Origin of the sequence: Xanthomonas sp. CFBP 7698, assembly GCF_003600855.1 — a bacterium.
Taxonomy (GTDB): domain Bacteria; phylum Pseudomonadota; class Gammaproteobacteria; order Xanthomonadales; family Xanthomonadaceae; genus Xanthomonas; species Xanthomonas cannabis.
This window is the reverse complement of sequence record NZ_PRDN01000002.1, coordinates 225,620-249,449: the sequence shown is the minus strand read 5'-3', so window position 1 is coordinate 249,449 and position 23,830 is coordinate 225,620. Positions and strand designations below refer to the sequence as shown.

Annotated in this window: 23 protein-coding genes and 1 pseudogene; 12 read left to right on the top strand and 12 right to left on the bottom strand. The window is 65.2% G+C overall.

What is annotated here, in order from left to right:
• Positions 1–28 precede the first annotated feature (28 nt).
• A complete protein-coding gene (locus tag XnspCFBP7698_RS08940; protein ID WP_104580016.1) occupies positions 29–1,351 on the bottom strand; it encodes a hemolysin family protein in 1,323 nt (440 codons plus the stop codon).
• Positions 1,352–1,636: 285 nt separating this feature from the next.
• Here XnspCFBP7698_RS08940 and XnspCFBP7698_RS08935 point away from each other — a divergent pair, with 285 nt between their 5' ends.
• Positions 1,637–3,043, top strand: coding sequence for a class II fumarate hydratase (locus tag XnspCFBP7698_RS08935; protein WP_104580017.1), 1,407 nt, complete (start codon positions 1,637–1,639; stop codon positions 3,041–3,043).
• Positions 3,044–3,178: 135 nt separating this feature from the next.
• On the opposite strand, the gene XnspCFBP7698_RS08930 is transcribed toward XnspCFBP7698_RS08935, so the two are convergent.
• The 7 genes from XnspCFBP7698_RS08930 to XnspCFBP7698_RS08900 form a co-directional block, all read right to left on the bottom strand.
• On the bottom strand, positions 3,179–3,601 hold the full coding sequence (locus tag XnspCFBP7698_RS08930; RefSeq protein ID WP_184385150.1) for a hypothetical protein: 423 nt from the start codon (positions 3,599–3,601) through the stop codon (positions 3,179–3,181).
• A gap of 274 nt (positions 3,602–3,875) precedes the next feature.
• Positions 3,876–4,409 carry a DUF2884 family protein gene (locus XnspCFBP7698_RS08925; protein ID WP_104580019.1) on the bottom strand — a complete coding sequence of 178 codons (534 nt, stop codon included), beginning with the start codon at positions 4,407–4,409 and terminating at the stop codon, positions 3,876–3,878.
• 22 nt (positions 4,410–4,431) lie between these two features.
• On the bottom strand, positions 4,432–5,256 hold the full coding sequence (locus XnspCFBP7698_RS08920) for a DUF4097 family beta strand repeat-containing protein (RefSeq protein ID WP_104580020.1): 825 nt from the start codon (positions 5,254–5,256) through the stop codon (positions 4,432–4,434).
• A 10-nt stretch (positions 5,257–5,266) separates the two neighbouring features.
• A complete protein-coding gene (locus XnspCFBP7698_RS08915; protein ID WP_047696700.1) occupies positions 5,267–6,253 on the bottom strand; it encodes a hypothetical protein in 987 nt (328 codons plus the stop codon).
• Positions 6,250–7,125 carry an ABC transporter ATP-binding protein gene (locus XnspCFBP7698_RS08910; protein WP_047696698.1) on the bottom strand — a complete coding sequence of 292 codons (876 nt, stop codon included), beginning with the start codon at positions 7,123–7,125 and terminating at the stop codon, positions 6,250–6,252. Before XnspCFBP7698_RS08910 ends, XnspCFBP7698_RS08915 begins: the two co-directional genes overlap by 4 nt.
• Positions 7,122–7,484, bottom strand: a complete 363-nt coding sequence (locus XnspCFBP7698_RS08905) for a GntR family transcriptional regulator (protein WP_003483692.1) — start codon at positions 7,482–7,484, stop codon at positions 7,122–7,124. The genes XnspCFBP7698_RS08910 and XnspCFBP7698_RS08905 overlap by 4 nt, the downstream gene beginning before the upstream one ends.
• A gap of 2 nt (positions 7,485–7,486) precedes the next feature.
• Positions 7,487–7,735, bottom strand: coding sequence for a hypothetical protein (locus XnspCFBP7698_RS08900; RefSeq protein ID WP_081422587.1), 249 nt, complete (start codon positions 7,733–7,735; stop codon positions 7,487–7,489).
• Positions 7,736–7,870: 135 nt separating this feature from the next.
• Here XnspCFBP7698_RS08900 and XnspCFBP7698_RS08895 point away from each other — a divergent pair, with 135 nt between their 5' ends.
• The 5 genes and pseudogenes from XnspCFBP7698_RS08895 (at position 7,871) to XnspCFBP7698_RS08875 (ending at position 10,890) form a co-directional block, all read left to right on the top strand.
• Positions 7,871–8,428 carry a glutathione peroxidase gene (locus XnspCFBP7698_RS08895; RefSeq protein ID WP_104580021.1) on the top strand — a complete coding sequence of 186 codons (558 nt, stop codon included), beginning with the start codon at positions 7,871–7,873 and terminating at the stop codon, positions 8,426–8,428.
• Positions 8,429–8,518: 90 nt separating this feature from the next.
• Complete coding sequence (locus tag XnspCFBP7698_RS08890; protein WP_039403181.1) at positions 8,519–9,490, top strand: FKBP-type peptidyl-prolyl cis-trans isomerase; 972 nt, start codon at positions 8,519–8,521, stop codon at positions 9,488–9,490.
• A gap of 61 nt (positions 9,491–9,551) precedes the next feature.
• Positions 9,552–9,905 (top strand): annotated as a pseudogene (locus XnspCFBP7698_RS08885) (UDP binding domain-containing protein); the annotation flags it as partial.
• Positions 9,898–10,134: a SlyX family protein gene (locus XnspCFBP7698_RS08880; RefSeq protein WP_039403175.1), complete on the top strand. Its 237-nt coding sequence runs from the start codon at positions 9,898–9,900 to the stop codon at positions 10,132–10,134. The pseudogene XnspCFBP7698_RS08885 and the gene XnspCFBP7698_RS08880, both read left to right, overlap by 8 nt.
• Positions 10,135–10,152: 18 nt before the next feature.
• Complete coding sequence (locus XnspCFBP7698_RS08875; protein WP_324251030.1) at positions 10,153–10,890, top strand: DUF2058 family protein; 738 nt, start codon at positions 10,153–10,155, stop codon at positions 10,888–10,890.
• A 140-nt stretch (positions 10,891–11,030) separates the two neighbouring features.
• On the opposite strand, the gene XnspCFBP7698_RS08870 is transcribed toward XnspCFBP7698_RS08875, so the two are convergent.
• Entirely contained in the window at positions 11,031–11,261 is a 231-nt protein-coding gene (locus XnspCFBP7698_RS08870) for a hypothetical protein (RefSeq protein ID WP_104580022.1), read from the bottom strand.
• A 21-nt stretch (positions 11,262–11,282) separates the two neighbouring features.
• On the opposite strand from XnspCFBP7698_RS08870, the gene XnspCFBP7698_RS08865 reads away from it, so the two are divergent.
• From XnspCFBP7698_RS08865 to XnspCFBP7698_RS08845, 5 genes are all read left to right on the top strand, one after another.
• Complete coding sequence (locus tag XnspCFBP7698_RS08865; protein ID WP_104580164.1) at positions 11,283–12,125, top strand: transporter; 843 nt, start codon at positions 11,283–11,285, stop codon at positions 12,123–12,125.
• Between the two features lie 422 nt (positions 12,126–12,547).
• A complete protein-coding gene (locus XnspCFBP7698_RS08860; protein WP_233548951.1) occupies positions 12,548–13,654 on the top strand; it encodes a LacI family DNA-binding transcriptional regulator in 1,107 nt (368 codons plus the stop codon).
• A 13-nt stretch (positions 13,655–13,667) separates the two neighbouring features.
• The gene (fucP, locus tag XnspCFBP7698_RS08855; RefSeq protein WP_104580023.1) at positions 13,668–14,978 is read left to right on the top strand and encodes an L-fucose:H+ symporter permease; all 1,311 of its coding nucleotides are present in this window, start codon (positions 13,668–13,670) and stop codon (positions 14,976–14,978) included.
• Positions 14,975–15,961: a carbohydrate kinase gene (locus XnspCFBP7698_RS08850; protein WP_199680121.1), complete on the top strand. Its 987-nt coding sequence runs from the start codon at positions 14,975–14,977 to the stop codon at positions 15,959–15,961. Before fucP ends, XnspCFBP7698_RS08850 begins: the two co-directional genes overlap by 4 nt.
• Complete coding sequence (locus XnspCFBP7698_RS08845; RefSeq protein WP_104580025.1) at positions 15,958–17,163, top strand: AGE family epimerase/isomerase; 1,206 nt, start codon at positions 15,958–15,960, stop codon at positions 17,161–17,163. Before XnspCFBP7698_RS08850 ends, XnspCFBP7698_RS08845 begins: the two co-directional genes overlap by 4 nt.
• Before the next feature lie 130 nt (positions 17,164–17,293).
• Here XnspCFBP7698_RS08845 and metH read toward each other — a convergent pair whose 3' ends face one another.
• The 3 genes from metH to XnspCFBP7698_RS08825 form a co-directional block, all read right to left on the bottom strand.
• On the bottom strand, positions 17,294–20,047 hold the full coding sequence (gene metH, locus XnspCFBP7698_RS08840; protein WP_104580026.1) for a methionine synthase: 2,754 nt from the start codon (positions 20,045–20,047) through the stop codon (positions 17,294–17,296).
• A gap of 316 nt (positions 20,048–20,363) precedes the next feature.
• Positions 20,364–21,503, bottom strand: coding sequence for a homocysteine S-methyltransferase family protein (locus XnspCFBP7698_RS08830; RefSeq protein WP_104580028.1), 1,140 nt, complete (start codon positions 21,501–21,503; stop codon positions 20,364–20,366).
• Entirely contained in the window at positions 21,500–22,495 is a 996-nt protein-coding gene (locus XnspCFBP7698_RS08825) for a metalloregulator ArsR/SmtB family transcription factor (RefSeq protein WP_166743229.1), read from the bottom strand. Before XnspCFBP7698_RS08825 ends, XnspCFBP7698_RS08830 begins: the two co-directional genes overlap by 4 nt.
• 123 nt (positions 22,496–22,618) lie before the next feature.
• On the opposite strand from XnspCFBP7698_RS08825, the gene XnspCFBP7698_RS08820 reads away from it, so the two are divergent.
• A complete protein-coding gene (locus XnspCFBP7698_RS08820; protein ID WP_123137382.1) occupies positions 22,619–23,767 on the top strand; it encodes an acyl-CoA dehydrogenase family protein in 1,149 nt (382 codons plus the stop codon).
• The last annotated feature ends 63 nt before the right edge of the window (positions 23,768–23,830 follow it).

Here is a 23,830-nt window from a genome sequence, read left to right as displayed (position 1 = left end):
GCACTGGGAAGCTGGCGGGGCCGGTATTCTACGCCGCCCCGGCGCCGGCTTCGCCCACCGGCCGCACCGTCACTGCCTGGATGCGGTGGCCAGCCATGCGCCGCACGGTCAGCGCGTGGCCGTCCAGCTCCAGGGTTTCGCCTTCTTCGGGCAGCCGCTGCAGCTGATGCACGATCAGTCCGCCGACCGAATTGACATGGTCCGGAGCGCTCAGGTCCTGGCCGAGCAGGCGTTCCAGGCGGAAGATCGAGGTGCTGCCGGCCACCAGCAGCGAGCCGTCCTGACTGCGCACCGGCGCGTCGCGCACCACATGGCGGTGCTCGTCCTCGATCTCGCCGACCACCACTTCCAGCAGGTCTTCCAGGGTGAAGAAGCCCAGGATGCGGCCTTCGTCTTCCACGCACAGCGCCAGATGGGTGGTGCCGGTACGGAACTGCTCCAGCGCGCTGGGGATCGGGGTTTCCAGGGGCAGCAGCGCCGGTGGGCGCAGCAGCGGGCGCAGATCGTCCAGGTCCTGGCCGCGCGCCATCGCCACCAGCAGATCCTTGGTGTGCAAGATGCCCAGCACCTGCTCGCCATCGGCGTCGAACCAGGGGTAGCGGCTGTAGCGCGATTCGCTGAATTCGGCGAGTACCGCCTCCAGCGTCATGCCTTCGCGCAGGCTGCGCAGGTGCTCGCGCGGGCGCATCAGGTCGCCGGCCACCAGATCCGGCAGGTCCAGCGCATGGCTCATCAGGGCCAACCCATGGTCCGGCGTGGGCGCGTTGGGGTCCTGTCGTCCCACGATCAGCTTCAATTCTTCGCGCGAATAACGGTGCGATTGATGCTCCACATCGCCCCAGCCCAGCAGCCGCAACAATCGGTTGGCGCTGGTATTGAGCAGCCAGATCGCCGGAAACATGACCCAGTAGAAGACGTACAGTGGCGCTGCGGTCCACAGCGACATGCGCTCCGGGCGCCGGATCGCCATGGTCTTGGGGGCGAGCTCGCCCAGCACGATGTGCAGGAAGGAAATCAGGCTAAAGGCGATGGCCAGGGCGGTGAACTGCGCCGCCTCGGGTGACATGCCCAGCATATCGAACACCGGCGCCAGCAGGTGCGCGAAGGCCGGCTCGCCGACCCAGCCCAGCCCGAGCGAGGCCAGGGTGATGCCGAGCTGGCAGGCCGACAGGTACGCATCCAGATGCGCATGCACGCCCAGCAGCAGGCGGCCGCGCCACCCGTTGGTCTGCGCCAGGCCCACGGCCTGGGTATGACGCAGCTTGACCAGCGCAAACTCGGCAGCAACGAAAAATCCGTTCAACAGCACCAGCAACAGCGCGACGAATAACAGCAGCACGTTAGCGAGCATGTTCGCCTCCGCATGCTGCGGCGCCGCTGCGTGCCGGTGTCAACCGATGGGCGTGCACCGTGGTGGGCGATGTCGCAAAAAAGAACGCAGGGCCTGCGTGTCTACAGTCAGGGTCGTCGCCCATGGCAGCGTGGTACCTCGTATGGATCGATGCTCAGTCTAGTGCACGTGTTGCGATGACACCGTCGCAACGTTGCCAGCGGGTATCGTAGTGGGCCTCGCCAGCGTGGGTGCGCCCGCTGCCAGCCATTGCGTCACCACCACCACTACGTGCGGAGAGTGCAGATGAGCGAACGTTTCAGGACCGAACACGACAGCATGGGGCAATTGCAGGTGCCCGCAGATGCGTTGTGGGGCGCGCAGACCCAGCGTGCGGTACAGAATTTCCCGGTGTCCGGCCAGCCGATGCCGCGCGGTTTCATTCGCGCGCTGGGGCTGATCAAGGCCGCTGCCGCAGGCGTCAATGCCGACCTCGGGCTGTTGCCGAAGTCGATCGGCAAGACCGTACAGGATGCGGCATTGCAGGTGGCCGATGGCACGCACGATGCGCAGTTTCCGATCGATGTGTACCAGACCGGCTCGGGTACCTCGTCCAACATGAATGCCAACGAGGTGATCGCCACACTGGCCACGCGCGCCGGCAAGGATGCGGTGCATCCCAACGACCACGTCAATCTTGGCCAGAGTTCCAACGATGTGATCCCCACTGCCATCCGCGTCTCTGCGTTGCTTGCGGTGCAAGACCATCTGCAGCCGGCACTCAAGCACCTGCGCAAGACCATCGACAAGCGCGCCAAGTCTCTGGACAAGATCGTCAAGACCGGGCGCACGCACTTGATGGATGCGATGCCGCTGACGTTCGGGCAGGAATTCGGCACCTGGTCGGCGCAGCTGAGTTCGGCGCAGGAGCGCATTGACGATGCGCTCAAGCGGTTGCGGCGGCTGCCGCTGGGCGGCACCGCGATCGGCACCGGCATCAATGCCGATCCGCGTTTCGGCGCCAAGGTGGCCAAGGCCTTGTCGAGCCTGAGCGGGGCCAAGTTTGAAAGTGCGCAGAACAAGTTCGAAGGCCTGGCCGCGCAGGACGATGCGGTGGAGTTGTCGGGCCAGCTCAATGCACTGGCCGTTGCACTCATCAAGATCGCCAACGACCTGCGCTGGATGAATGCCGGCCCGTTGGCGGGCCTGGGCGAGATCGAATTGCCGGCGTTGCAACCCGGCAGTTCGATCATGCCCGGCAAGGTCAATCCGGTGATTCCCGAGGCCACGGTCATGGCATGCGCGCAGGTCATCGGCCACCACACCGCGATCACCGTGGCCGGGCAGACCGGCAATTTCCAGTTGAACGTGACCTTGCCGCTGATCGCCTACAACCTGCTGGATTCGATCACCTTGCTGGGCAACGTCGCGCGCCTGCTGGCCGATAGCGCCATCGCCGGATTGAAGGTGCGCCAGGAGCGCGTGCGCGAGGCACTGGACCGCAATCCGATCCTGGTGACCGCGCTCAACCCGATCATCGGCTACGAGAAGGCCGCCGCGATCGCCAAACGTGCCTACAAGGAACAGCGCCCGGTGCTGGACGTGGCGCTGGAAGACAGCGGGCTCGGCGAAGCGGATCTGCGCCGTTTGCTGGATCCGGCCGCGCTGACGCGTGGTGGCATCCAGGCCGGCAGCAGTGGTGGCGGTGGCTGACCACTGAACGCGTGTGCATATGTAGGAGCGCACCTGGGCGCGATGAAGCCTTCCCGATAAAGCTTCATCGCGCACCAGTGCGCTCCTACACGGTCTCGCGCCAATCTACGTCTTTGCGCGGACTTGGCCGGCGACTCAGTGCCGCTCGGCCTGGATGTTGCCAAAGCTTTCGCGATACGGCTGCAGCGACGGAATCTCATCCAGCAATTGGCTGCTGAGCGTCTGGATCTCGGGTGTGGCGGTCAGCTTGATCGACTTGTATTCCGGGTCCGGGCCGGCGTCGTTGACCGCCTGCTGGCGCAGCATCTGCAGGTGCCCGAACAGCAGTTGCAGCCTGGCGCGGGTCGGCTCCTTCTGCGGTAGCGCGATATCGTCGATCTTGAGGGTGCCGTCCGGGGTGATCTCCGCGTTGGCGGCAGGCGGGCGACGGATCATCACCGACTGCGTGGTGATGGCGACGCGCGGCTTACCACGTTCGGCACGCCGGGACGACTGATCGCCGCAGGCGGCGAGTGTGCACAGCAACAGCGCCATGCAGAACATCACGAACTTGTTCATGGGATCGGTGGGTCGAGGGGAGCGCACTAGTGTAATCCCGCCGCGGTCTACGGGTGCCGGCGCGGGTGGTCGGCAGAGCTGACAAAACGTCGCAGGGGTGCGCCAACCAGCGGTTGCAACACGATCATCGTGCGCCGCTGACGGATTGCATGTTCACCCGTGCGCAGAGTGTCGGCCAGTGGCTGCGGCGATGTCCGACCAGTCCGATGCAGGGCCGCAAGCACGACGGCGGCCGCCGCGGAGCCGAGCCGCTGCCTCACTCCGCACGCCGCCCTCAATCGCGGCAGTCGGCAACATCCTTCTGGGTGAGATTGGCATAGGGGCCAAATTCGGGCACGGCGCTGGCTGCGGCATCCTGCGCGCCGCGTAGCGTGTCCAGCTGATCGCAGATCAGCCTGGCCTTCTGTTTGAAGGTCTCCGCTTCGGCTTCGATCTTGTCGCCGATCTGGTCCGTGTTGCCGCTCAGCACGCCTTTGAGCGCTTCACCGGCGGCATGCGCGCCGAATGCCGCGCCCTGCGTACCGATATCGATGCCCTTGGCAGCAACGCCCTGGATCTGTGCGTAGTAATTGCGCATCGCCTGATGCTGCATGTCGTTCAAGTTCACCGCCTTGCCGTCGATGCTGAGCGCACCGTCGGCACTGATGGTCGCCGCCGGCAAGCCGCTGCGCTTGAGCGTCACGCTCTTGCCGTTGAAGGTCACGCCGCGGCCGCTGTCGTTCTCGCCCGACACCACCACCTTCGGCTCGGACTTGCCGCAGCCCACCAGCAGCACGCTGGCCATTACCGTAGAAATAAGCAGTTTCATAAGCTATCCCCCAAATGAAGAGTTACCTGTCCGCCGGCACACGCATGGCGCCGCCCACATCGCTGGCACTGATGTCGCCGCTGCCCTTGCGCGCAAGGCTCACATCGCCACTGACCTTGCGCACATGGATCGAGCCGGAGCTGACCGCCTCGACCCGAACGCTTCCCCGCACGTCCTCGATCTCCATCTCGCCCGACCCCACGGTGCCGACGGTGACGTTGCCTGCCACGTCGCGCAGTTTGACGTCGCCGGAGCCGACCGTACCGACGTCGGTTGCGCCATGGATCTGCTTTGCCTTCAGATCGCCCGAGCCCACCGCCAGCACACGCAGCGCACCGATATCCTCCAGCTCGATGTCGCCGGAGCCCACCTTGGCGGTGACACGTCCCTTGCTGCGGCGGACGGTCATATCGCCCGAACCGACATCGGCGCTGACGGATGCGGCACCGCTGATCTCGGCATCACCGGAGCCCACATCGAACTGCACCAGCACAGTGTTCGGCACGCTGCCGCGCAGGTCCAGATACGAATAGTTTTCGCCGATGGACATGCGGATCAGGCGGTCTTCGGCCAGGGTCACCACCAGCTTGTCGCCAACCCGCTTCTGGGTCACGGTCAGGTGCTTGAGCAGCTCGGCCTTGGCCGCACAGGCGCGGCCTTGCAGGCGTCCGCCGGTACCGGGCGCGGCGTCCAGACGCAGGTCGTTGGAACCGACTTCGAACAACACCGTCTTCACTCCCGCCAGTTGCAGCTCCAGGCTGCGCGGCTCGGAGTACTTGCATTGCTCTTCGGCAGCCGCGGCGCCGGGCAATGCGAACAGAAGGGCCAGGGTCAGGTCCAGGCGCATGGAATGTCCTTCAGGCTTCGGAGCGCCGGCGGCGCAGGTAGATGGAGGCGACGATCAGGGCCACACCGATGGCGGCGCCGATCCAGATGTCGGCATTGCCATAGACGCGTGCACTGTCGGTGTGCTGCAGGGCCCACTGCACCAGGTCGCTGGGGTTCTGCATGGCGCTGCTGTCCAGGTTGCCGCTGACCGCACGCGGCGACCAGGTGCCCGGCAGCACGCTGAGCAGGCCGCGGTAGCCGACGATGTACCAGATCCAGCCGATCGGCAGCGACACGCCGGGCATCGCCGCAAGGATGCTCAGCATCACGCAGGCCAGCAGCGGGAACAGCACCGCCCACAGGAACGGCTTGCTCGAGGCCCAGGCCGAGCAGAACATCAGCCAGCCGATGGTGGGCAACGACCACAGCAGGCTCATCGGCACGGTCTTGAGCAGCAACCACAGTAGCGCGAACGGATGCGAGTGCGTGGCCATGGCCCACGGGCTGGGCGCACCGGCGATCAACGCGCCGCCGATGGCGATCAGCCACAGCGCCAGCCCCACCACCAGGCCGATTGCAATGGCGATCAGCGGCGCCAGCAACAGCGCCCAGGCGGCCTTGGACAGCACGGTCTGCACGTCGGAGACCGGCAGCGATTTCCAGAACAGCACGCTGCGGTCGCGGCGGTCGTCGTACAGGCTGCCCAGCGCATAGAAGAACACCACGAAGGCCAGTACCACCGAGGCGATGCCGATCCCGCCCAGCAGCAGGCCGTCGCCTACCTGGCCCAGGGTGCGGGTGTAGTCGGCCATGTCGCCCGGATTGACGCTGTCGCCGACCATGTTGCGGCGGGCGGTGATCGCACCGATCACCGCGCCCAGCAGCGCGAAGAACACCGCAATGCCCCCGGTGATCAGCTGCGCCCACACGAAGCCGCCACGGTGTTCCCAGTATTCGCGTTTGAGCAGCCAGCCGAAGGTGCGGGCAGGCGATGCGTGGTTGGTCATGGCATTCATGCGTAGGTCCCCTTCATGACGGCAACAAACAGGTCGGCCAGGCCGGGATTGCGAGTCTCGCCGAAGTGGGCGAGCTGCGCTTTGGGCACGCCGTCGAACAACATCACCGTCTTGCCGAAGGGCAGGGCGCGTTCGTCGATCGGCGTCAGTGTTCGCGCGGCATCGAGGTGCTCGGCACCGACCAGCACTTCGGTGTAGCGCTGCGCCACGTCCTCCATGTCGGCGGTCAGCACGATGCGGCCGTCGCGGATGAACATCACATCGGTAAGGATGTGTTCGATCTCCTCGACCTGGTGCGTGGTGACGATGATGGTCTTCTGCTCGTCGAAGTAATCCTCCAGCAGGCGCTGGTAGAACTGCTTGCGGTAGAGGATGTCCAGGCCCAGGGTGGGCTCGTCCAGCACCAGGATGCGTGCGTCGATGGCCATCACCAGCGCCAGGTGCAACTGCACGATCATGCCCTTGGACAATTCGCGCACCCGCGATTTGCGGTTGAGCTGGGTGTTGGCCAGGAAGCGCTCGCACTTGGCGCGGTCGAAGCGCGGATGCACGCCGGCCACGAAGTCGATCGCCTCGCCAACCCGCAGCCAGCGCGGCAGCACCGCCACGTCGGCGATGAAGCAGACCTCGTTCATCAGCGCGTTGCGCTGGGTGCGCGGGTCCAGGCCCAGCACGCGCAGCTCGCCGTCGAAGTCGGTCAGGCCCAGTACCGCCTTCAGTGCAGTGGTCTTGCCGGCACCGTTGGGGCCGATCAGGCCGACGATGCGGCCGGCGGCGATGGTGAAGCTGGTGTTGTCCAGCGCCAGGCGATGTTTGTAGGCCTTGCGCAGGCCGCGGGCGTCGACGACATGGTCGGTGGAGACGGCGGTCATGGTGTTTTCCCCTGTGGCAACAGATCGTCGATGGACAGGCCCAGGCGCTGGATGCGTTCCAGCACCGCCGGCCATTCTTCATTCAAGAAACGCTCGCGTTCGCTGCCGCGCAGCTTCTGTGCGGCTTCCGGGGTCATGAACATGCCCAGGCCGCGGCGTTTTTCGACCAGGTTCTCGTCCGCCAGTTCCTGATAGGCGCGCGAGACGGTGATCGGATTCAATTGATAGTCCGCCGCCACTTGGCGCACCGAGGGCAGGGCATCGCCCGGCTTGAGGATTCCATCGAGCATCATGGCAATGACCCGTTCCTTGAGTTGGCGGTAGATGGGAGCGCCGTCGCTCCATTGGATGTCGTTCATGATCAGCTCCGTGGGCGCAGAACCTGCGCGAAGGAGAAATAGGGCATCGACAGCGAGGCGCGCGGATGCCGGCCAGGCCGGGTGCGTGCTTCGGGGGGAGTTGTCGCGTTTTCCGTAACCGCTTCCGACACGCCATAATCGGCGCCGGACTCCGTCACCTGACTGGAAGCGGCTCCCAGCCAACCAATGGCAAACAGGGTGCTGCCGAACAGCAACAGCGGAACTGGTCGCGTGACACGTGTGCTGTTCATGCTTTCCCCCTGCGTTGGATGACTGGTGTTGTATTCAACTATAACACCGACACGCAGGCAGTCAACCGTCTGTCACACCCAACTGATGGCACCCCGCCAGATTCGGGATGCCGATCCCTCGCCGAGGTCTTGCCCATGTTGCTGAAACGTCTGTTAGTGGTTGTATTTGCTGGATTTTTCGCGGGCTCGGCGCTGGCCGCCGGCGCTGCGCTGCTGGATCTGGACTACCGCCCGCTCGCCGGAAAGGCCCCAATCAACCTGAACCGTAGTTACGGCGGCAAGGTAGTGATGGTGGTCAACACCGCCAGCAAGTGCGGCTACACCCCGCAGTACGAAGGCCTGGAAGCGCTCAACAAGCGCTACGCCAGCCGTGGATTTGCGGTGCTGGGCTTTCCGTCCAACGATTTTCAGGGGCAGGAGCCCGGATCCGAGAAACAGATCCAGGAATTCTGCACGCTGACTTATGGCGTCAAGTTCCCGATGTTCGAGAAGGTGCATGTGCTTGGCAAGGAGGCCACGCCGTTGTACCAGCGGCTGACCCAGGCGACGGGCGTGGCGCCGGGGTGGAACTTCCACAAGTATCTGATTGGTCGCGATGGGCGCGTGGTGGCGCAGTTCCCCAGCAAGATCAAACCGGACGATCCGCGCGTTGTGGCGGCGATCGAACGCGAGCTCAATGCGCCCTCGCGCTGAGCACGGCTCTCGCAACGCCGCGTGCGCATGCGACAATGCGTGTTCAGCGCCGTCGGCGGCGTGTCTTTTCACTTTCGGGAAGTGCATCGAATGAAGATGGGAAAGCGCGGCGCGGCGGCGTCGCTACTGATGGTGGCAATGGCGGCTTCGGTGCCGGCGATGTCGCAGCAACCGGCCGCAGCGGCCACCAAGGAGAAGCCAGTTTTGAATGCATCGTCTGAGAAAAGCACGCGCGACAACGTCAGTTACGCCATCGGGATGGACGTGGCCCGCTCGTTCGAGCCGATCGCCCAGGACATCGATCTGAGCGCCATGCAACGCGCCATCGAAAATGCATTCAAGGGTGGCAAGCCGCTGTTGTCCGACGAGCAGACCCAGGCCACCGATACCGCCCTGCGCACCGCGCTGGCGGCCCGTAACGGCCAGCAGGTGCCGGGCATGGCGCCTGGTTCCGCGCCGGCTGCCCCGTCCAAGGAAAACGTCGGCCTGATGCTCGGCGACCGTGCAGTTGGTCCGTCGCTGGCCGGCATCAAGGACGAGATCGACCTGTCGATCCTGATGGAAGCGGTGCGTACCGTGTTCGCCAAGGGCACCACGCGCCTGACCCAGCAGGAAGCGGCCGCCACCATGCAGGCGTTCGCCTCGGCCAAGCAGGGCGCTGCCGGTGCCAAGAATCGCGAAGAAGGCAATGCCTTCCTTGCCAAGAACAAGACCGAAAAAGGCGTGATCACCACCGCATCCGGCCTGCAGTACATGGTGCTGCGTCAGGGCAGCGGCGAGCGTCCGATGCGGACCAACAAGGTGCGCGTCAATTACGAAGGCAAGCTGCTCAATGGGCAGGTGTTCGATAGTTCCTACCAGCGCGGCCAGCCGGCCGAGTTCGGTCTGGATCAGGTCATTCCCGGCTGGACCGAGGGCGTTGCGTTGATGCCGGTCGGTTCGAAATATCGTTTCTGGATTCCATCCAACCTGGCCTATGGCCCGAACGGGACGCAGGGTGGGCCGATCGGACCGGACGCAACCTTGACGTTCGATGTCGAACTGATGGGCATCCTTCCCTGATCTTTCGCAGGACTTCCGCCCCCATGCGCGTTGCGATTTCTGGCACCGGTGACGTTGGTCCAACACCGATGACATGCGTGCTGCGTCCAGCCATTGCCTGATGGCGCAGCCGTCGAAAGCCGCTGCCACCGTGCGAGCCTCCGACCCGGAGGCCACTCGTGAAGCCAGGCGCATCTTCGGCGGGCGCGATGACCTGACCTTCTGCGACGGAGCGTTCGCGGTACCGGAAGGCGCCGACGCATTGGTTCTGGTCACCGGGTGGAAGCAGCTCCGCAGCCCGGACTTCGGCAAGATCAGGCAGGCAGTGAAGGACGAGGTCGTGTTCGACGGCCGCAACCTGTATGACCGGCAAGAGATCGACGCCGCTGGTCTGGCTTACTACGCTATCGGACGAGGCCGTTCGTTACATGCATGAGCAACTCTCGCCGCGCGACCAGGACCTGGAAGCGCGATTGGTGGAACTGGAAACGCGCCTCTCCTTTCAGGAGCAGGCGCTCAACGAACTGAGTGAAGCGCTCGCGGACGCCCGCTTGACCGGCGCCCGCAATGCCGAACTGATCCGCCACCTGCTCGAGGATCTGGGCAAGGTGCGCTCCACGTTGTTTGCCGATGCGGCGGATGAACCGCCGCCTCCGCACTATTAATTGCAGATTGCCGCCGCCATGAGCGATACCCTACGTGACCAGCTGCTTGGCCTGGGCTTCAAGTCCGCGCCCAAGCCAGAACGCAAACCCGACGCGCGGCCTGCCGCGCGTCCGCACGGCAAGGGCGGCAAGCCCGCACCCGGCGGCCACCGGCCGGATGGCCAGGGCAGGGGGCCTCAGCGGTCGTCTGCCGCCGCGGCCACCGATGGCAGCGGCGAACGCAAGCACGGGGGCAGGCCCGATCGTCGTAACGACGGCCGGCCGGCCGGGTCGCCACGTCCGCCGCAGGCCGACGCAGGCCGGCGCGGTCCCAGGCCGCCGCGCACGCGCGAAGACATCGATCTGGCCAAGGCCTATGCGATCCGGGCGCAGCGCGAGAAGGACGAACGCATCGAAGCCGAGCGTATCAAGCAGGAAGAAGCACGCCTGCGCCGCGAAGCCAAGGCCAAGCTGGAAGAACTGCTCAAGGACAAGGGACTGAATCACGCCGATGCCGACATTGCCCGGCATTTTCCGTACGGCGGCAAGATCAAGCGCATCTATGTCACCGCGGACCAGCTCAAGGCACTCAACGCCGGCGAGCTCGGCGTGCTGCAGCTCAACGGGCGCTATCTGCTGGTGACGGCCGAAGTGCTGGCCGAAGCCGAGGCGGTGTTCGCGCCATCGGTCGCCCTGAAGGTGGACCCGAACGCACCTGCGGGCGAGGATCCCTATGCCGATCCCAAGTACCAGGTGCCTGACGATCTGGTCTGGTAAGACGGCATCACGTGGCTGGTTTGAAAGGGCACCTGAGGGTGCCCTTGTCGTTGGCGGGCGAGCTTGCCAATGGTTGCGGCTGGGCAGGGCGGCGGGATGCTGACCCGTCGGATCGGGCTTGCCTGCCGGCCTGGCGATCGTCAGTGCCGGAGCAGTCGCTCGTTGACGTCACCGCGTGTCGGCGAGTGCGCCTGTTGTAGCTGTCGCCGCAGCGTGCTGTTTTGCCGTGCCGCGGCCTGCCACGCGTACAACGCTGGCTGCGCCGCTGGCGAGAGCGGCACGGTATACAAACCGGTCACGGCCGGCGCGGCACCATGCGCGCCGTTGCTGGTCGACGCAGCCATCCCGATGATTGCTGCGTTGTCGCTCACTTCCTGCCGATGGTGCCGCCCATGTCCGTGTTTTCTGTTCCCGCGCAATTGCGTGCCGATGCACCGTCGGTGCCGGCGTCTTCCTTCGTGAGCGAGGGGTTGCAGCTGCGCGCAGGGCGACCTCTGCTGTTGGCTGGGGCGCTGCTGGTGTTGTGCCTGAGCAGCCGGCCGGCCGCGGCGCAGGCGGAGGATCCACCGGCGTTCGACCGGCCCGGCATCCCGTTTGCCGCCGAGGTGTTGCAGCCCGGCGCATTCGCCTGGGAGCAGGGTTTGCCGGATGCGAGCACCGATCGCACCGATGGCCAGCGGACCACGCTGTACACCGCCGACACCGTGCTGCGTCTGGGCCTGTCGCAGCAGGTGGAGCTGCAACTGGGCAGCGACAGTTACAACTGGCAGCACGGGGGCGGCCAACGCGTGCGCGGCGGCGGCGACAGTCATATTGGCTTGAAAGTGGCCCTGCCATCGCGCTCCGACAGTTTTCACTGGGCGGCGCTGGGCACCTACAGCGTCCCGACGGGCAGCCCTGCCTTCAGCGACGGCTATGCCCGCGAACTCGGCGTCACCGCCTCCTGGGACCTCGCGCAGCAGCGTGCGTTTGCGCTGTACGTCAACTACGCGCGCGACGACGAGGGCCACACCTGGACCTTTGCGCCTAATTACACGTTTTTTTCTGGCGAGCATTTCAGCAGCTACGTCGAAGCCGGGTTCGATACCGGCAGCGAGCATTCGCGCGTGGCGGGTGCGGGCGGCGCCTGGCAACTGCCGCACGCGATGCAGCTGGATGTCTCGGTGCTGCGCGGTCTGACCTCGAAGAGCCCGGACTGGCAGGGCGGGATTGGCTTGTCGATCGCGTTTCAGTAACGACTGCGGGTAAGCGAGGGCGTCTGCGTCGTGGTGCCCGACGACGCTAGCCGTGCGCTGCGCAGCTGCCAGTGGTGGCCGGACGGTCGTGGCGGCATCGCAATGCCGGGCTGCATTCTCGAGCTGGCGGTGGCGGTGGCGGTCACGGGCAAAGAAGTTCTAGATACCGGAGGGGCGCAAGGCGGAGACGGCACCACGTTGGTGGCAGCCGCTCTTGCGGCAAGGAGCCGTGCGCTGCTTGATCGCCCCAACCGACCAGTCGGCACGCACTGAGTGGACTATCCCGTCCGATTTGTTGCACTGCCGCATGCATTGAGAACAAGGAAAAGGCCTAATTGGATCGATCCAATGAACGCCACGGGCATGCGCATTTCTCTCAACGCCAGGTCTGCAACTTGACGCGTGCCGCGCCCACATCCGCAATGGACGAGGACGGCGACGCGCGCCGTCTGCGCCGTGGCGCAGTGACGTTGCGCGATATCGCGGTCGCCATCGGCGTGTCGCGTGCCACCGTCTCGCTGGTACTGCGCGGCAGCCCCTTGGTGCATGCGAGCACGCGGGCACGTGTCGAGGCCGAGCTGGATCGACAGAACTATGTGTACAACCGCGCTGCAGCCAATCTGCGCCGGCGCACCTCGTCCAGCATCGCGTTGGTCATCAACGACCTGTCCAATCCATTTTTTGCCGAGTTCGCCGCAGGCGTCGATGAAGCGCTGGGCGCGGCGGGGTATGTGACGCTGCTGGGCAGCACCGGTGAATCGACGCAGCGCCAGCAGGCGGTGCTGACCTCGTTGATGGAGCACACGCCGGCCGGAATCATCCTGTCGCCGGCCGAAGGCAGTCAGGCGCAGGCCCTGACCCAGGTGCTCGGCCGCCAGCGCAACGTCGTGCTGTTCAACCGTGAAGTGGAGGGTGCCGGTTGGGATCTGCTGGCGCTCGACAACGAGCAGGGCGCGTTTCTGGCCTGCACACACCTCATTGCGCAAGGTCACCGGCACATCGTGTTCTTCGGTGGCCATGCCGAATCCAGTTCGTGCCGTCAGCGCCGTGCCGGCTACACGCGTGCAATGACGGATGCGGGGCTGGCCGTGCAGTACGTCGAGTCGGCTCCCAATCGCCAGGATGCCGCGCTGTGTGGCGCACGCATGTTGGGCAGCGCGGGCCAGCGCGTGAGTGCGGCGGTTTGCTACAACGACAGCGTGGCGCTGGGCCTGATGGCCGCGCTGGCGATGCAGGGCCGTGTGCCCGGCCGCGATTTTGCGGTGACCGGCTTCGACGATATCGCCGAAGCCGCGTTGTTCACCCCGGCCCTGACCACGCTGGCCGCCGATCCGCGCGCGCGTGGCCGACAGGCCGCGCAACTGGTGCTGCAGCGTATCGGCAGCCCTGAACTGGCGGCGCAACGGCTCACCGCCGCCGTCGCCTTGAAGATCCGTGCAAGCAGTGCATGCGCGCCGACCGCAGCGCCTGCGCCGCAACGCGCAAGCCATTCCCCCAACCGTTCCCCCACCAAGGCCTCAGGCCGCTGACCAGGCAACTCCTATGGTTTCCCTTTCCACGCAATCCACTGTGCCAAGCGGCAACAAGGCGCCCGTCAACAACGGCGTCGCATTGTCGGTGGTCACCACGATCTTCTTCATGTGGGGCTTTCTCACCTGCCTCAACGACATCCTGATCCCGCATCTCAAAGCGGTGTTCGAGCTCAACTTCGCCCAGGCGATGCTGGTGCAGTTCACCTTCTTCGGTGCGTATTTCCTGATGTCGCTGCCGGCCGGTTGGCTGGTGAACCGGTTGGGCTACAAGCAGGGCATCGTGGCCGGGCTGGCAGTGGCGGCAGTCGGCGCGCTGGGCTTCTGGCCGGCGGCAGAATTGCGGGTGTATGGCGCCTTCCTGGGTGCACTGTTCGTGCTGGCTACCGGCATCACCATCCTGCAGGTGGCGGCCAACCCGTATGTCGCATTGCTGGGACCCGAGCGCAGCGCGTCCAGCCGGCTGACCCTGGCGCAGGCGCTCAATTCACTGGGCACCGCGATCGCGCCGTTGCTGGGCGGTTGGTTGATCCTGTCCAACACGGTGATGAGCAGCGATGCGCTCAAGGCGCTGCCGGAACCCGAGCAGCTTGCCTACCGCGTGCAGGAAGCGCAGGCAGTGCAGGGCCCGTACATCGGCCTGGGCGTGGTGCTGTTCCTGCTGGCGATCTTCGTGTTCCTGTTCCGCCTGCCGGCATTGACCGACGCTGGCGCGCAGAAGGAAGAAAGCAAGCATTCGCTGCTGGATGCGCTGCGCCACCCGCATGTGCGCTTCGGCGTGCTGGCGATCTTCTTCTATGTTGGTGCGGAAGTGGCGATCGGCAGCCTGATGGTCAATTACTTCTCGTTGCCGGAGATCGGCGGTTTCACCGAGCGCGAAGCGACCAAGTACGTCTCGGCCTACTGGACGCTGGCGATGATCGGCCGTTTCATCGGCTCGGCACTGCTGGCCAAACTGTCGCCACGCGTCCTGTTGTCGGCGTTCGCGGCGATCAATGCACTGCTGCTGGGCGCCACCATGGTCAGCGGCGGCATGCTGGCGGTGTACGCACTGGTGGCGATCGGCCTGTTCAACTCGATCATGTTCCCGACCATCTTCACCCTGGGCATCGAGCGCCTCGGCCCGCTGACCGGGCGTGCGTCGAGCCTGTTGATCATGGCCATTGTCGGCGGTGCGATCGTGCCGTATCTGCAGGGCCTGCTCGCAGACCGGATCGGCCTGCATGAGTCGTTCGTGCTGCCGCTGGTGTGCTACCTGTACATCGTGTTCTACGGTATCTGGGGCTCTCGTCTGCGTGGCGCATTGGCGGAGGCGCACGCATGAGCGCTGCCAAGAACCAGGTGATCTGCTTCGGCGAGGCCCTGATCGACATGCTGGCCTTGCCACAAGCCAGCAGCGACGACGCGCGCACGTTTGCGCAATATGCGGGCGGCGCACCGGCCAATGTGGCCGTCGCTGTCGCCAAGCTCGGCGGTGCGTCTCATTTTGTCGGCATGCTTGGGCGCGACATGTTCGGCGACTTCCTGCTGCAGAGCCTGCAGCAGGCCGGTGTAGCCACTGGCGGCATCGTGCGCACCGATCAGGCCAAGACGGCGCTGGCGTTCGTCGCGTTGGACGAGGCGGGCGAGCGCAGTTTCAGTTTCTACCGGCCGCCTGCAGCGGATCTGCTGTTCCGTCCCGAACATTTTGCTGCCGATGGCTTCGCGCAGGCGGCGGTGCTGCATGTGTGCTCCAACAGCATGACCGAGCCGGAGATTGCGCAATGCACGCTGGACGGCATGCGCCGCGCGCGCGCCGATGGCGCCATCGTCAGCCTCGATCTCAACCTGCGCCCGATGCTGTGGCCACAGGACGTGAACCCGGCGCCGGTGCTGTGGGAGGCGTTGGCCCTGGCCGATGTGGTCAAGCTCTCGCGCGAAGAGCTCGACTATCTGGCCGGCACGCTGGGCAGCGATGCCAGCGCAGTGACGCAGAAGCTGTGGCAGGGCAACGCGACCTGGCTGCTGGTCACCGATGGTGGCGGCCCGGTGCACTGGCAGACCCGCACCGATTCCGGCCAGGTGCCGGCGTTCACCGTGCAGGTGCGCGATAGCACTGCTGCGGGCGATGCGTTCGTGGGTGGGCTGCTGTTCCAGCTGGCTGCGCGCGGCACCACGCTGGCGCAATTGTGCGGCGATACCTCGGCGATGACCGAGGTGATCCGGTTCGCTGCCGCCGTCGGCGCATTGGCGGTCACGCGCAAGGGCGCGTTCGCCGCAATGCCCGGCATCGATGACGTCCATTCTCTGATCCAGGAACAAGCATGAGCCCGTTGCCCGCATCTCCCGCACCCGATTTCCGCTCGGCCGATGTCCTGCGCCAGCACATCGCCGACACCATGGCGTTCTACCACCCGCGCGCGATCGACCCGGCCGGTGGCTTTTTTCAGTATTTCCGCGATGACGGCTCCATCTACGACGCCGGCCACCGGCATCTGGTGAGTAGCACACGCTTTGTCTTCAATTACGCGATGGCCTACCGCGAGTTCGGCAACGCCGAGTACCTGGAGGCGGTGCACCACGGCCTGGATTACCTGCGCAACGTGCATCGCAATGCGGCGACCGGCGGTTATGCCTGGACGCTGCGCGATGGCGTGGTGGAAGACGACATGAACCACTGCTACGGCGTTGCGTTCGTGCTGCTGGCGTATTCGTGCGGGCTGAAGGCCGGCATCGCCGAAGCCCGCACGTGGATGGACGAAACCTGGCAGCTGCTGGAGAAACACTTCTGGGAGCCGGAATTTGGTTTATACCGCGATGAAGCGGACGCCCAATTCAACTTCACCACGTATCGCGGCCAGAACGCCAACATGCATATGTGCGAGGCGATGATCGCCGCGTATGAGGCCAGTGGCGAGCAACGTTATCTCGACCGTGCGCTGCAGTTGGCCGACAACATGACGCGCCGTCAGGCCGCCAAGGCCGATGGCCTGGTGTGGGAGCACTACGACCCGCAGTGGAACATCGATTGGGACTACAACCGCGATGATCCCAAGCACCTGTTCCGCCCCTGGGGCTTCCAGCCAGGCCATCAGACCGAATGGGCCAAGCTGCTGATGCTGCTGGACCGCTACGCGCCGGCCGACTGGTTGTTGCCGACCGCGCAACACCTGTTCGATGTGGCGGTGGAACGCTCCTGGGATGCCCAACGCGGCGGGCTGTATTACGGCTTCGCACCGGACGGGCAGGTCTGCGACGACGACAAGTACTTCTGGGTGCAGGCCGAATCGCTCGCTGCCGCCGCATTACTGGCCCAGCGCAGTGGCGAGGATCGCTACTGGCAGTGGTACGACAAGCTGTGGGACTACGCCTGGAAACACATGATCGATCACCGCTACGGCGCGTGGTATCGCATCCTGGACGCGGACAACCGCAAGTACAGCGACGAGAAGAGCCCGGCCGGCAAGACCGATTACCACACCATGGGCGCATGCCACGAAGTGTTGAACGTCCTGCGGCCAACAGCTTGATGCTGGTGTAATCCGGCAGCGCGGTCGAAGGTTGGCGGCTGCACCGTAGGAGCGCACCCGGGCGCGACAGGGCTTTACTGGTAACGCCCTGTCGCGCCCGGGTGCGCTCCTACGGTGTTTGCGGCGGCCCTTACTCCGGGTCGTAATCCAGGTTCGATGCCAGCCAGCGTTCGGCCAAGGCCAGCGTGATCCCCTTGCGCTTGGCGTAGTCGGCGACCTGTTCCTTGCCCAGGCGCCCGACCACGAAATACTGGCTCTTGGGATGGCTGAAGTAATAGCCGGACACCGCGGCGGTAGGCAGCATCGCGAAACTCTCGGTCAGCGTCATCGTGGTGTTCTGCTCCGCATCGAGCAGGTCGAACAGCGTGCGTTTTTCGCTGTGTTCCGGGCAGGCCGGGTAACCGGGGGCAGGGCGAATGCCGCGATAGCGCTCGGCGATCAAGGCGTCGTTGTCCAGCCTCTCGTCGTCCGCATAGCCCCAGAACTCGGTACGCACCCGCTGATGCAAGCGCTCTGCCAGTGCTTCGGCCAGGCGATCGGCCAGCGCCTTGAGCAGGATCGAATTGTAGTCGTCGTGCGCGGCTTCAAAGCGGGCCACATGCGGGTCGATGCCGATGCCCGCGGTGACCGCGAAGGCCCCGATCCAGTCCTGCACACCGCTGTCCTTGGGCGCGATGAAATCAGCCAGGCAGAAATCCGGGCGGTCGAGGGGTTTGTCGACTTGCTGGCGCAAGAAATGCAGGGAATGGGGAATGGAGAATCGGGAATGGTCGAGCGCGGGAGCATCGCTTTGCGATTCCCGACTCCCGATTCCCGATTCCGCCGCTTCGGTCAGTACGACGACGTCATCGCCCATGCTATTGGCCGGCCATAGCCCAAACACGGCCTTCGCCGTCAGCCACTTCTCGTCGACGATCTGCTTGAGCATGCGGCGTGCGTCGCGATACAGCTCGCTGGCCTGGGTGCCGACGATCTCGTCGCTGAGGATGGCCGGGAACTTGCCGGACAGCTCCCAGGCCTGGAAGAACGGGGTCCAGTCGATCAGCTCGACCAACTCCTGCAGCGGGTAGTCGTCGAAGACGTGCAGGCCCGGCTGGCGTGGCGCGGGCGGCACGTAGCTGTCCCATCCGCCATCGAAGCGTTGCGCACGCGCCTTTTCCAGCGACACCAGTCGCTTGGCATCGCCACGGTTGCGATGGCGGGCACGGATCTCGGCGTAGTCGGCGTCGTTGGCGGCCACGAACGCCTGACGCAGGTCGCGCGAGATCAGCGATTGCGCAACGCCGACCGCACGCGAGGCATCTTTGACCCACACGGTGGGCGCGGTGTAGTGCGGGTCGATCTTCAGCGCGGTATGCGCGCGCGAGGTGGTGGCACCGCCGATCAAGAGCGGGATCTCGAACCCCTGGCGCTGCATCTCGCGCGCCACATGCGACATCTCTTCCAGCGACGGCGTGATCAGGCCCGACAGGCCGATCAGGTCGGCATTTTCTGCGCGTGCACGATCCAGGATCACCTGCGCCGACACCATCACGCCCAGGTCCACCACATCGAAGTTGTTGCAGGCCAACACCACTCCGACAATGTTCTTGCCGATGTCGTGCACATCGCCCTTGACGGTGGCCATGATGATCTTGCCATTGGACCTGCCGACATCGCCGGTGCGCAGTTTTTCCGCTTCGATGTAGGGCAATAGATACGCCACGGCCTTTTTCATCACGCGTGCGGACTTGACCACCTGCGGCAGGAACATCTTGCCGGCGCCGAACAGGTCGCCGACCACGTTCATGCCGTCCATCAGCGGGCCTTCGATCACATCCAGCGGGCGGGTGGACTGCTGACGCGCTTCTTCGGTATCGGTGTCCACGTACGCATCGATGCCGTGTACCAATGCATGCGCCAGACGCGCGCGTACCGGCTTGTCGCGCCAGGCCAGGTCCTCGGCTTTCGCCGCACCCTTGGTGCCCTTGTAACGCTCGGCGATCTCCAGCAGGCGTTCGGTGCCGTCCTTGCGCCGGTTGAGGATCACATCCTCCACGCGCTCGCGTAGCTCAGGGTCCAGATCGTCGTAGATCGGCATGCCGCCCGCGTTGACGATGCCCATGTCCATGCCGGCCTTGATCGCATGGAACAGGAACACCGAGTGGATCGCCTGGCGCACGCTTTCGTTGCCGCGGAACGAGAACGACACATTCGACACGCCGCCGGAGATATGGCAGTGCGGCAAGGTGCGTTTGATTTCACGGGTGGCTTCGATGAAGTCCACTGCGTAGTTGTCGTGTTCTTCGATGCCGGTGGCGACGGCAAAGATGTTCGGGTCGAAGATGATGTCTTCCGGCGGGAAGCCGACCTGCTCGGTCAGCACCTTGTAGGCACGCGTGCAGATTTCCACCTTGCGTGCGCAGGTGTCCGCCTGACCCACCTCATCGAAGGCCATCACCACCGCGGCGGCGCCATAGCGCAGCACCTTGCGTGCCTGCTCGATGAAGACCGCTTCGCCCTCCTTGAGCGAGATCGAATTGACCACGCTCTTGCCTTGCAGGCATTTCAGGCCCGCTTCGATCACCGTCCACTTGGACGAATCGACCATCACCGGGATGCGCGCGATATCCGGTTCGGACATGATCAGATTGAGAAAGCGGGTCATCGCCTTCTCGGAATCGATCAGGCCCTCGTCCATGTTGACGTCGAGGATCTGCGCACCATTGGCCACCTGTTGGCGCGCCACTTCCACCGCTTCTTCGTAGCGCTCTTCCTTGATCAGCTTGCGGAACTGGGCGCTGCCGGTGACGTTGGTGCGCTCGCCGACGTTGATAAACAGCAGGTCCGGGGTGATGACCAGCGGTTCCAGGCCGGACAGGCGGGTGTAGCGGGGAGTGCTCATGCAAGGCTCTGCTGGAGGTTGGCGCCGCGATCAGTCTGGGTGTGTTGGTGTTCGTGACCAAATGAGGGGGCGCGATGGAATGCGGCCCTCATCCGGCGCTGCGCGCCACCTTCTCCCGCAGGCGGGAGAAGGGCAAGGCGCGGCGCGCGAAGCGTCTTTGCGCCCAGCACCGCCATGCTGTGTCTTTCTTCCGCCAGCGGGAGAAGGGTAGGGCGCGGCGCGTGGAGCGTCGTTGTGGCAAGCCACGCCATGCTGTGTCCTTCTCCCGCCTGCGGGAGAAGGTGCCCGAAGGGCGGATGAGGGCACGCCTGCCACATCACGCCGCCAGCTCCTGCGCGCCAGGCAATTGCCGCGGTGGCAGATCGGCCACCGCTTCGGCGATGGCGCGGATGTGATCGGGCGAGGTGCCGCAGCAGCCGCCGACCAGATTGAGCAGGCCGGCCTGCGCGAATTCGCGCAAGGTGTGCGCCATCTCTTCCGGCGTTTCGTCGTACTCGCCGAATGCATTCGGCAAGCCGGCATTGGGGTGCGCGCTGACGTAGGCATCGGCAATCCGCGCCAGCGTTTCCACATGCGGGCGCAGGTCCTTCGCGCCGAGCGCGCAGTTCAATCCCACCGACAACGGCCGGCCATGCGCAACCGACGCATAGAACGCCTCGGCCGTCTGGCCGGACAAGGTGCGGCCGGAGGCGTCGGTGATGGTGCCGGAGATCATCACCGGCAAGCGCCCGCCGCGTGCCTCGAAGACTTCTTCGATCGCGTACAGCGCGGCCTTGGCATTGAGCGTGTCGAAGATGGTCTCCACCATCAGCGTGTCGGCGCCGCCGTCGATCAGGCCTTCGATCGCCTCGCGGTAGGTCTGCCGCAGCGCATCGAAGCTGGTATTGCGATACCCGGGGTCGTTGACGTCCGGGCTGATCGACGCGGTGCGACTGGTGGGGCCGAGCACGCCGATGACAAAGCGCGGCTTGTGCGGTGTCAGCGCCTCAACGGCATCGCAGCATGCGCGCGCCACCTGCGCGCCGGCCTTGTTCAGTTCGTACACCAGATGTTCCAGGTGATAGTCGGCCTGGCTCACCGAGGTGGCGTTGAAGGTGTTGGTTTCCAGCAGGTCGGCACCGGCGTCCAGATAGGCGCGGTGAATGCCGGCAATGATCTCCGGGCGCGTCAGCAGCAGGAGATCATTGTTGCCTTTCAGGTCATGCCCTTCAGGCGCATGCGCGTGATCGCATCCCGGGCCATGCACGTGCGCGCTGTCGTAGCCGTCGGCAAAACGCGTGCCGCGGTAATCCGGTTCCTGCAGGTCGTGGCGCTGGATCATGGTGCCCATCGCGCCGTCGATGATGAGGATGCGCGCGCGCAATGCGGCCGTGAGCGAGGCAGCGCGCTCGGGGTGCAGCCACGGCAATGCAAACGGGATTGGGGATTCGGAATTGGGGATTCGCGCGTGCGTCATGGCCCGGTTCTCCTCGCCGCAGTGTCGTTGTTTTCCACCAATCCCGAGTGCCGATTCCCGATTCCCGGCTTCACCGCAATCAATGAAATCACCTCGAAATGCGGCGGACGTTTTTCGCGCGTCACCGTCTCCAGGCTGGACACCTCCAGATCCGCCTTCTCGACGAACCTGCGCAGCTCCTTGGCGGCAAAACCGAGATTGACGTGGCCGTAGGCATGCACCGCGGCGCGATGTTCGTGCTTGGCCAGGCTGCACAGCAGCAGGCGGCCGCCGGGGCGCAGCACGCGCGCCGATTCGGCCACCGCCTGCGCAGGCTTTGCGGCGTAGGTGAGCGCATGCATCAGCACCACCAGGTCGAAGCTGGCATCGGGGAACGGCAGCGCATGCATGTCGCCCTCGCGCACTTCCACGTTGCGCAGCTTGCGCAGGCGTTCGCTGGCGGCGGCGACCACGCGGGCACTGGTGTCGATGCAGATGTAGCGGGTGGCGTGCGGGGCCACCAGTTCAGCCAGTACGCCGTCGCCGGAGGCGATGTCCAGCACGTCGCCGGTTTCCAGCAGGGGCAGGGCGGTGCGCGCCAGTGCCTCCCAGGTGCGGCCGGGCGAGTAGTGGCGCTCCATGTCACCGGCGACCGAATCGGCCCAGTTCTGGTCGGCGGCGCGGTTGGCCAGCACCGCCGCCACGCGCTCGGCGTCCTGGCGCAGCAGCGGATCGTCGCTGCCGGTGCTCAGCGCCAGCCACAGCGCCCGTTGCGCCGGGTCCAGCGACACTTCGTCGAAGCGGTAGTACGCCGACACGCCGGCGCGGCGGTCGCGCACCAGCCCGGCTTCCTTGAGCTTGGCAAGGTGGGTGGACACGCGCGGCTGGGCCAGTCGGGTAATGGCCGACAGCTCGGCCACGGTGAGTTCTTCCTGTTCCAGCAAGGCCAGCAGGCGGACTCGGGTAGCGTCGGCGAATACTTTCAGGCGGGCCGACCAGTCTTCCAGATCCATGAATATCTCTATATCGCGATATGGAGATATTTTCGGCGGGGCGGGGTGTGGGGTCAACTACATACGCATGCGAATGGTTGTGGCTACAATGGCCGCTCAGCCAATACCCGGGAGGGGTCGAACGTGGATTTCAGCTTTACCGAAGAACAACTGATGATCCAGGACGTGGCCCGCCGGATCGCCCAGGAAAAGATCGCCCCCAGCGCCGAGCAGTTCGACCGCAGCGGCGAATTCCCGCTGGAAAACATCCAGCTGCTGGGTGAGAACGGCCTGATGGGCATCGAGGTACCGGCCGAGTACGGCGGCGCCGGCATGGACCCGATCAGCTACGCACTGGCGATGATCGAAATTGCTGCCGCCGACGGTGCGCACTCCACCATCATGTCGGTCAATAATTCGCTGTTCTGTACCGGCATCCTGAAGAACGGCACCGAGGCGCAGAAGCAGCTGTACGTGCGCGCGATTGCCGAAGGCACGCACATCGGTGCCTTCGCGCTGACCGAGCCGCAGTCTGGTTCGGATGCCTCGGCGATGCGTTGCCGCGCGGTCAGGCAGGCCGATGGCCGCTTCGTCATCAATGGCAAGAAGAGCTGGATCACCTCCGGCCCGGTGGCCAGGTACATCGTGCTGTTCGCGGTGACCGAACCGGACAAGGGCTCGCGCGGCATCACCGCGTTCATGGTCGATACCGAGCGTGCCGGCTTCCACCGCGGCAAGACCGAGCCCAAGCTCGGCATTCGCGCCTCGGCCACCTGCGAGATCGAGTTCGCCGACTACATCGCGCAGCCTGACGAGGTGCTGGGCCAGGAGGGAGCGGGCTTCAAGACCGCAATGAGCGTGCTCGATGCCGGGCGTATCGGGATCGCGTCGCAGGCCGTGGGCATTGCGCGCGCCGCCTATGAAGCCACGCTGGCGTATGCGAAGGAGCGCAAGGCCTTCGGCGCGGCGATCGGCACTTTCCAGATGACCCAGGCCAAGATTGCCGACATGAAGTGCAAGCTGGATGCAGCCTTGTTGCTGACGCTGCGCGCGGCCTGGCTCAAGGGGCAGGGCAAGTCATTCGGCACCGAAGCGGCGGTCGCCAAGCTCACCGCCTCCGAGGCAGCGATGTGGATCACCCACCAGGCCGTGCAGATTCACGGCGGCATGGGGTATTCCAAGGAAATGCCGCTGGAGCGCTACTTCCGCGATGCCAAGATCACCGAAATCTACGAAGGCACCTCGGAGATCCAGCGTCTGGTGATCGCACGCAGCGAAACCGGCCTGCGCTGAGCGGCCGGTTCCGGCAGCGCGCCGCCGGTTGCCGACTCCGTTGGCCCGAGGTGCGCAGCGCTC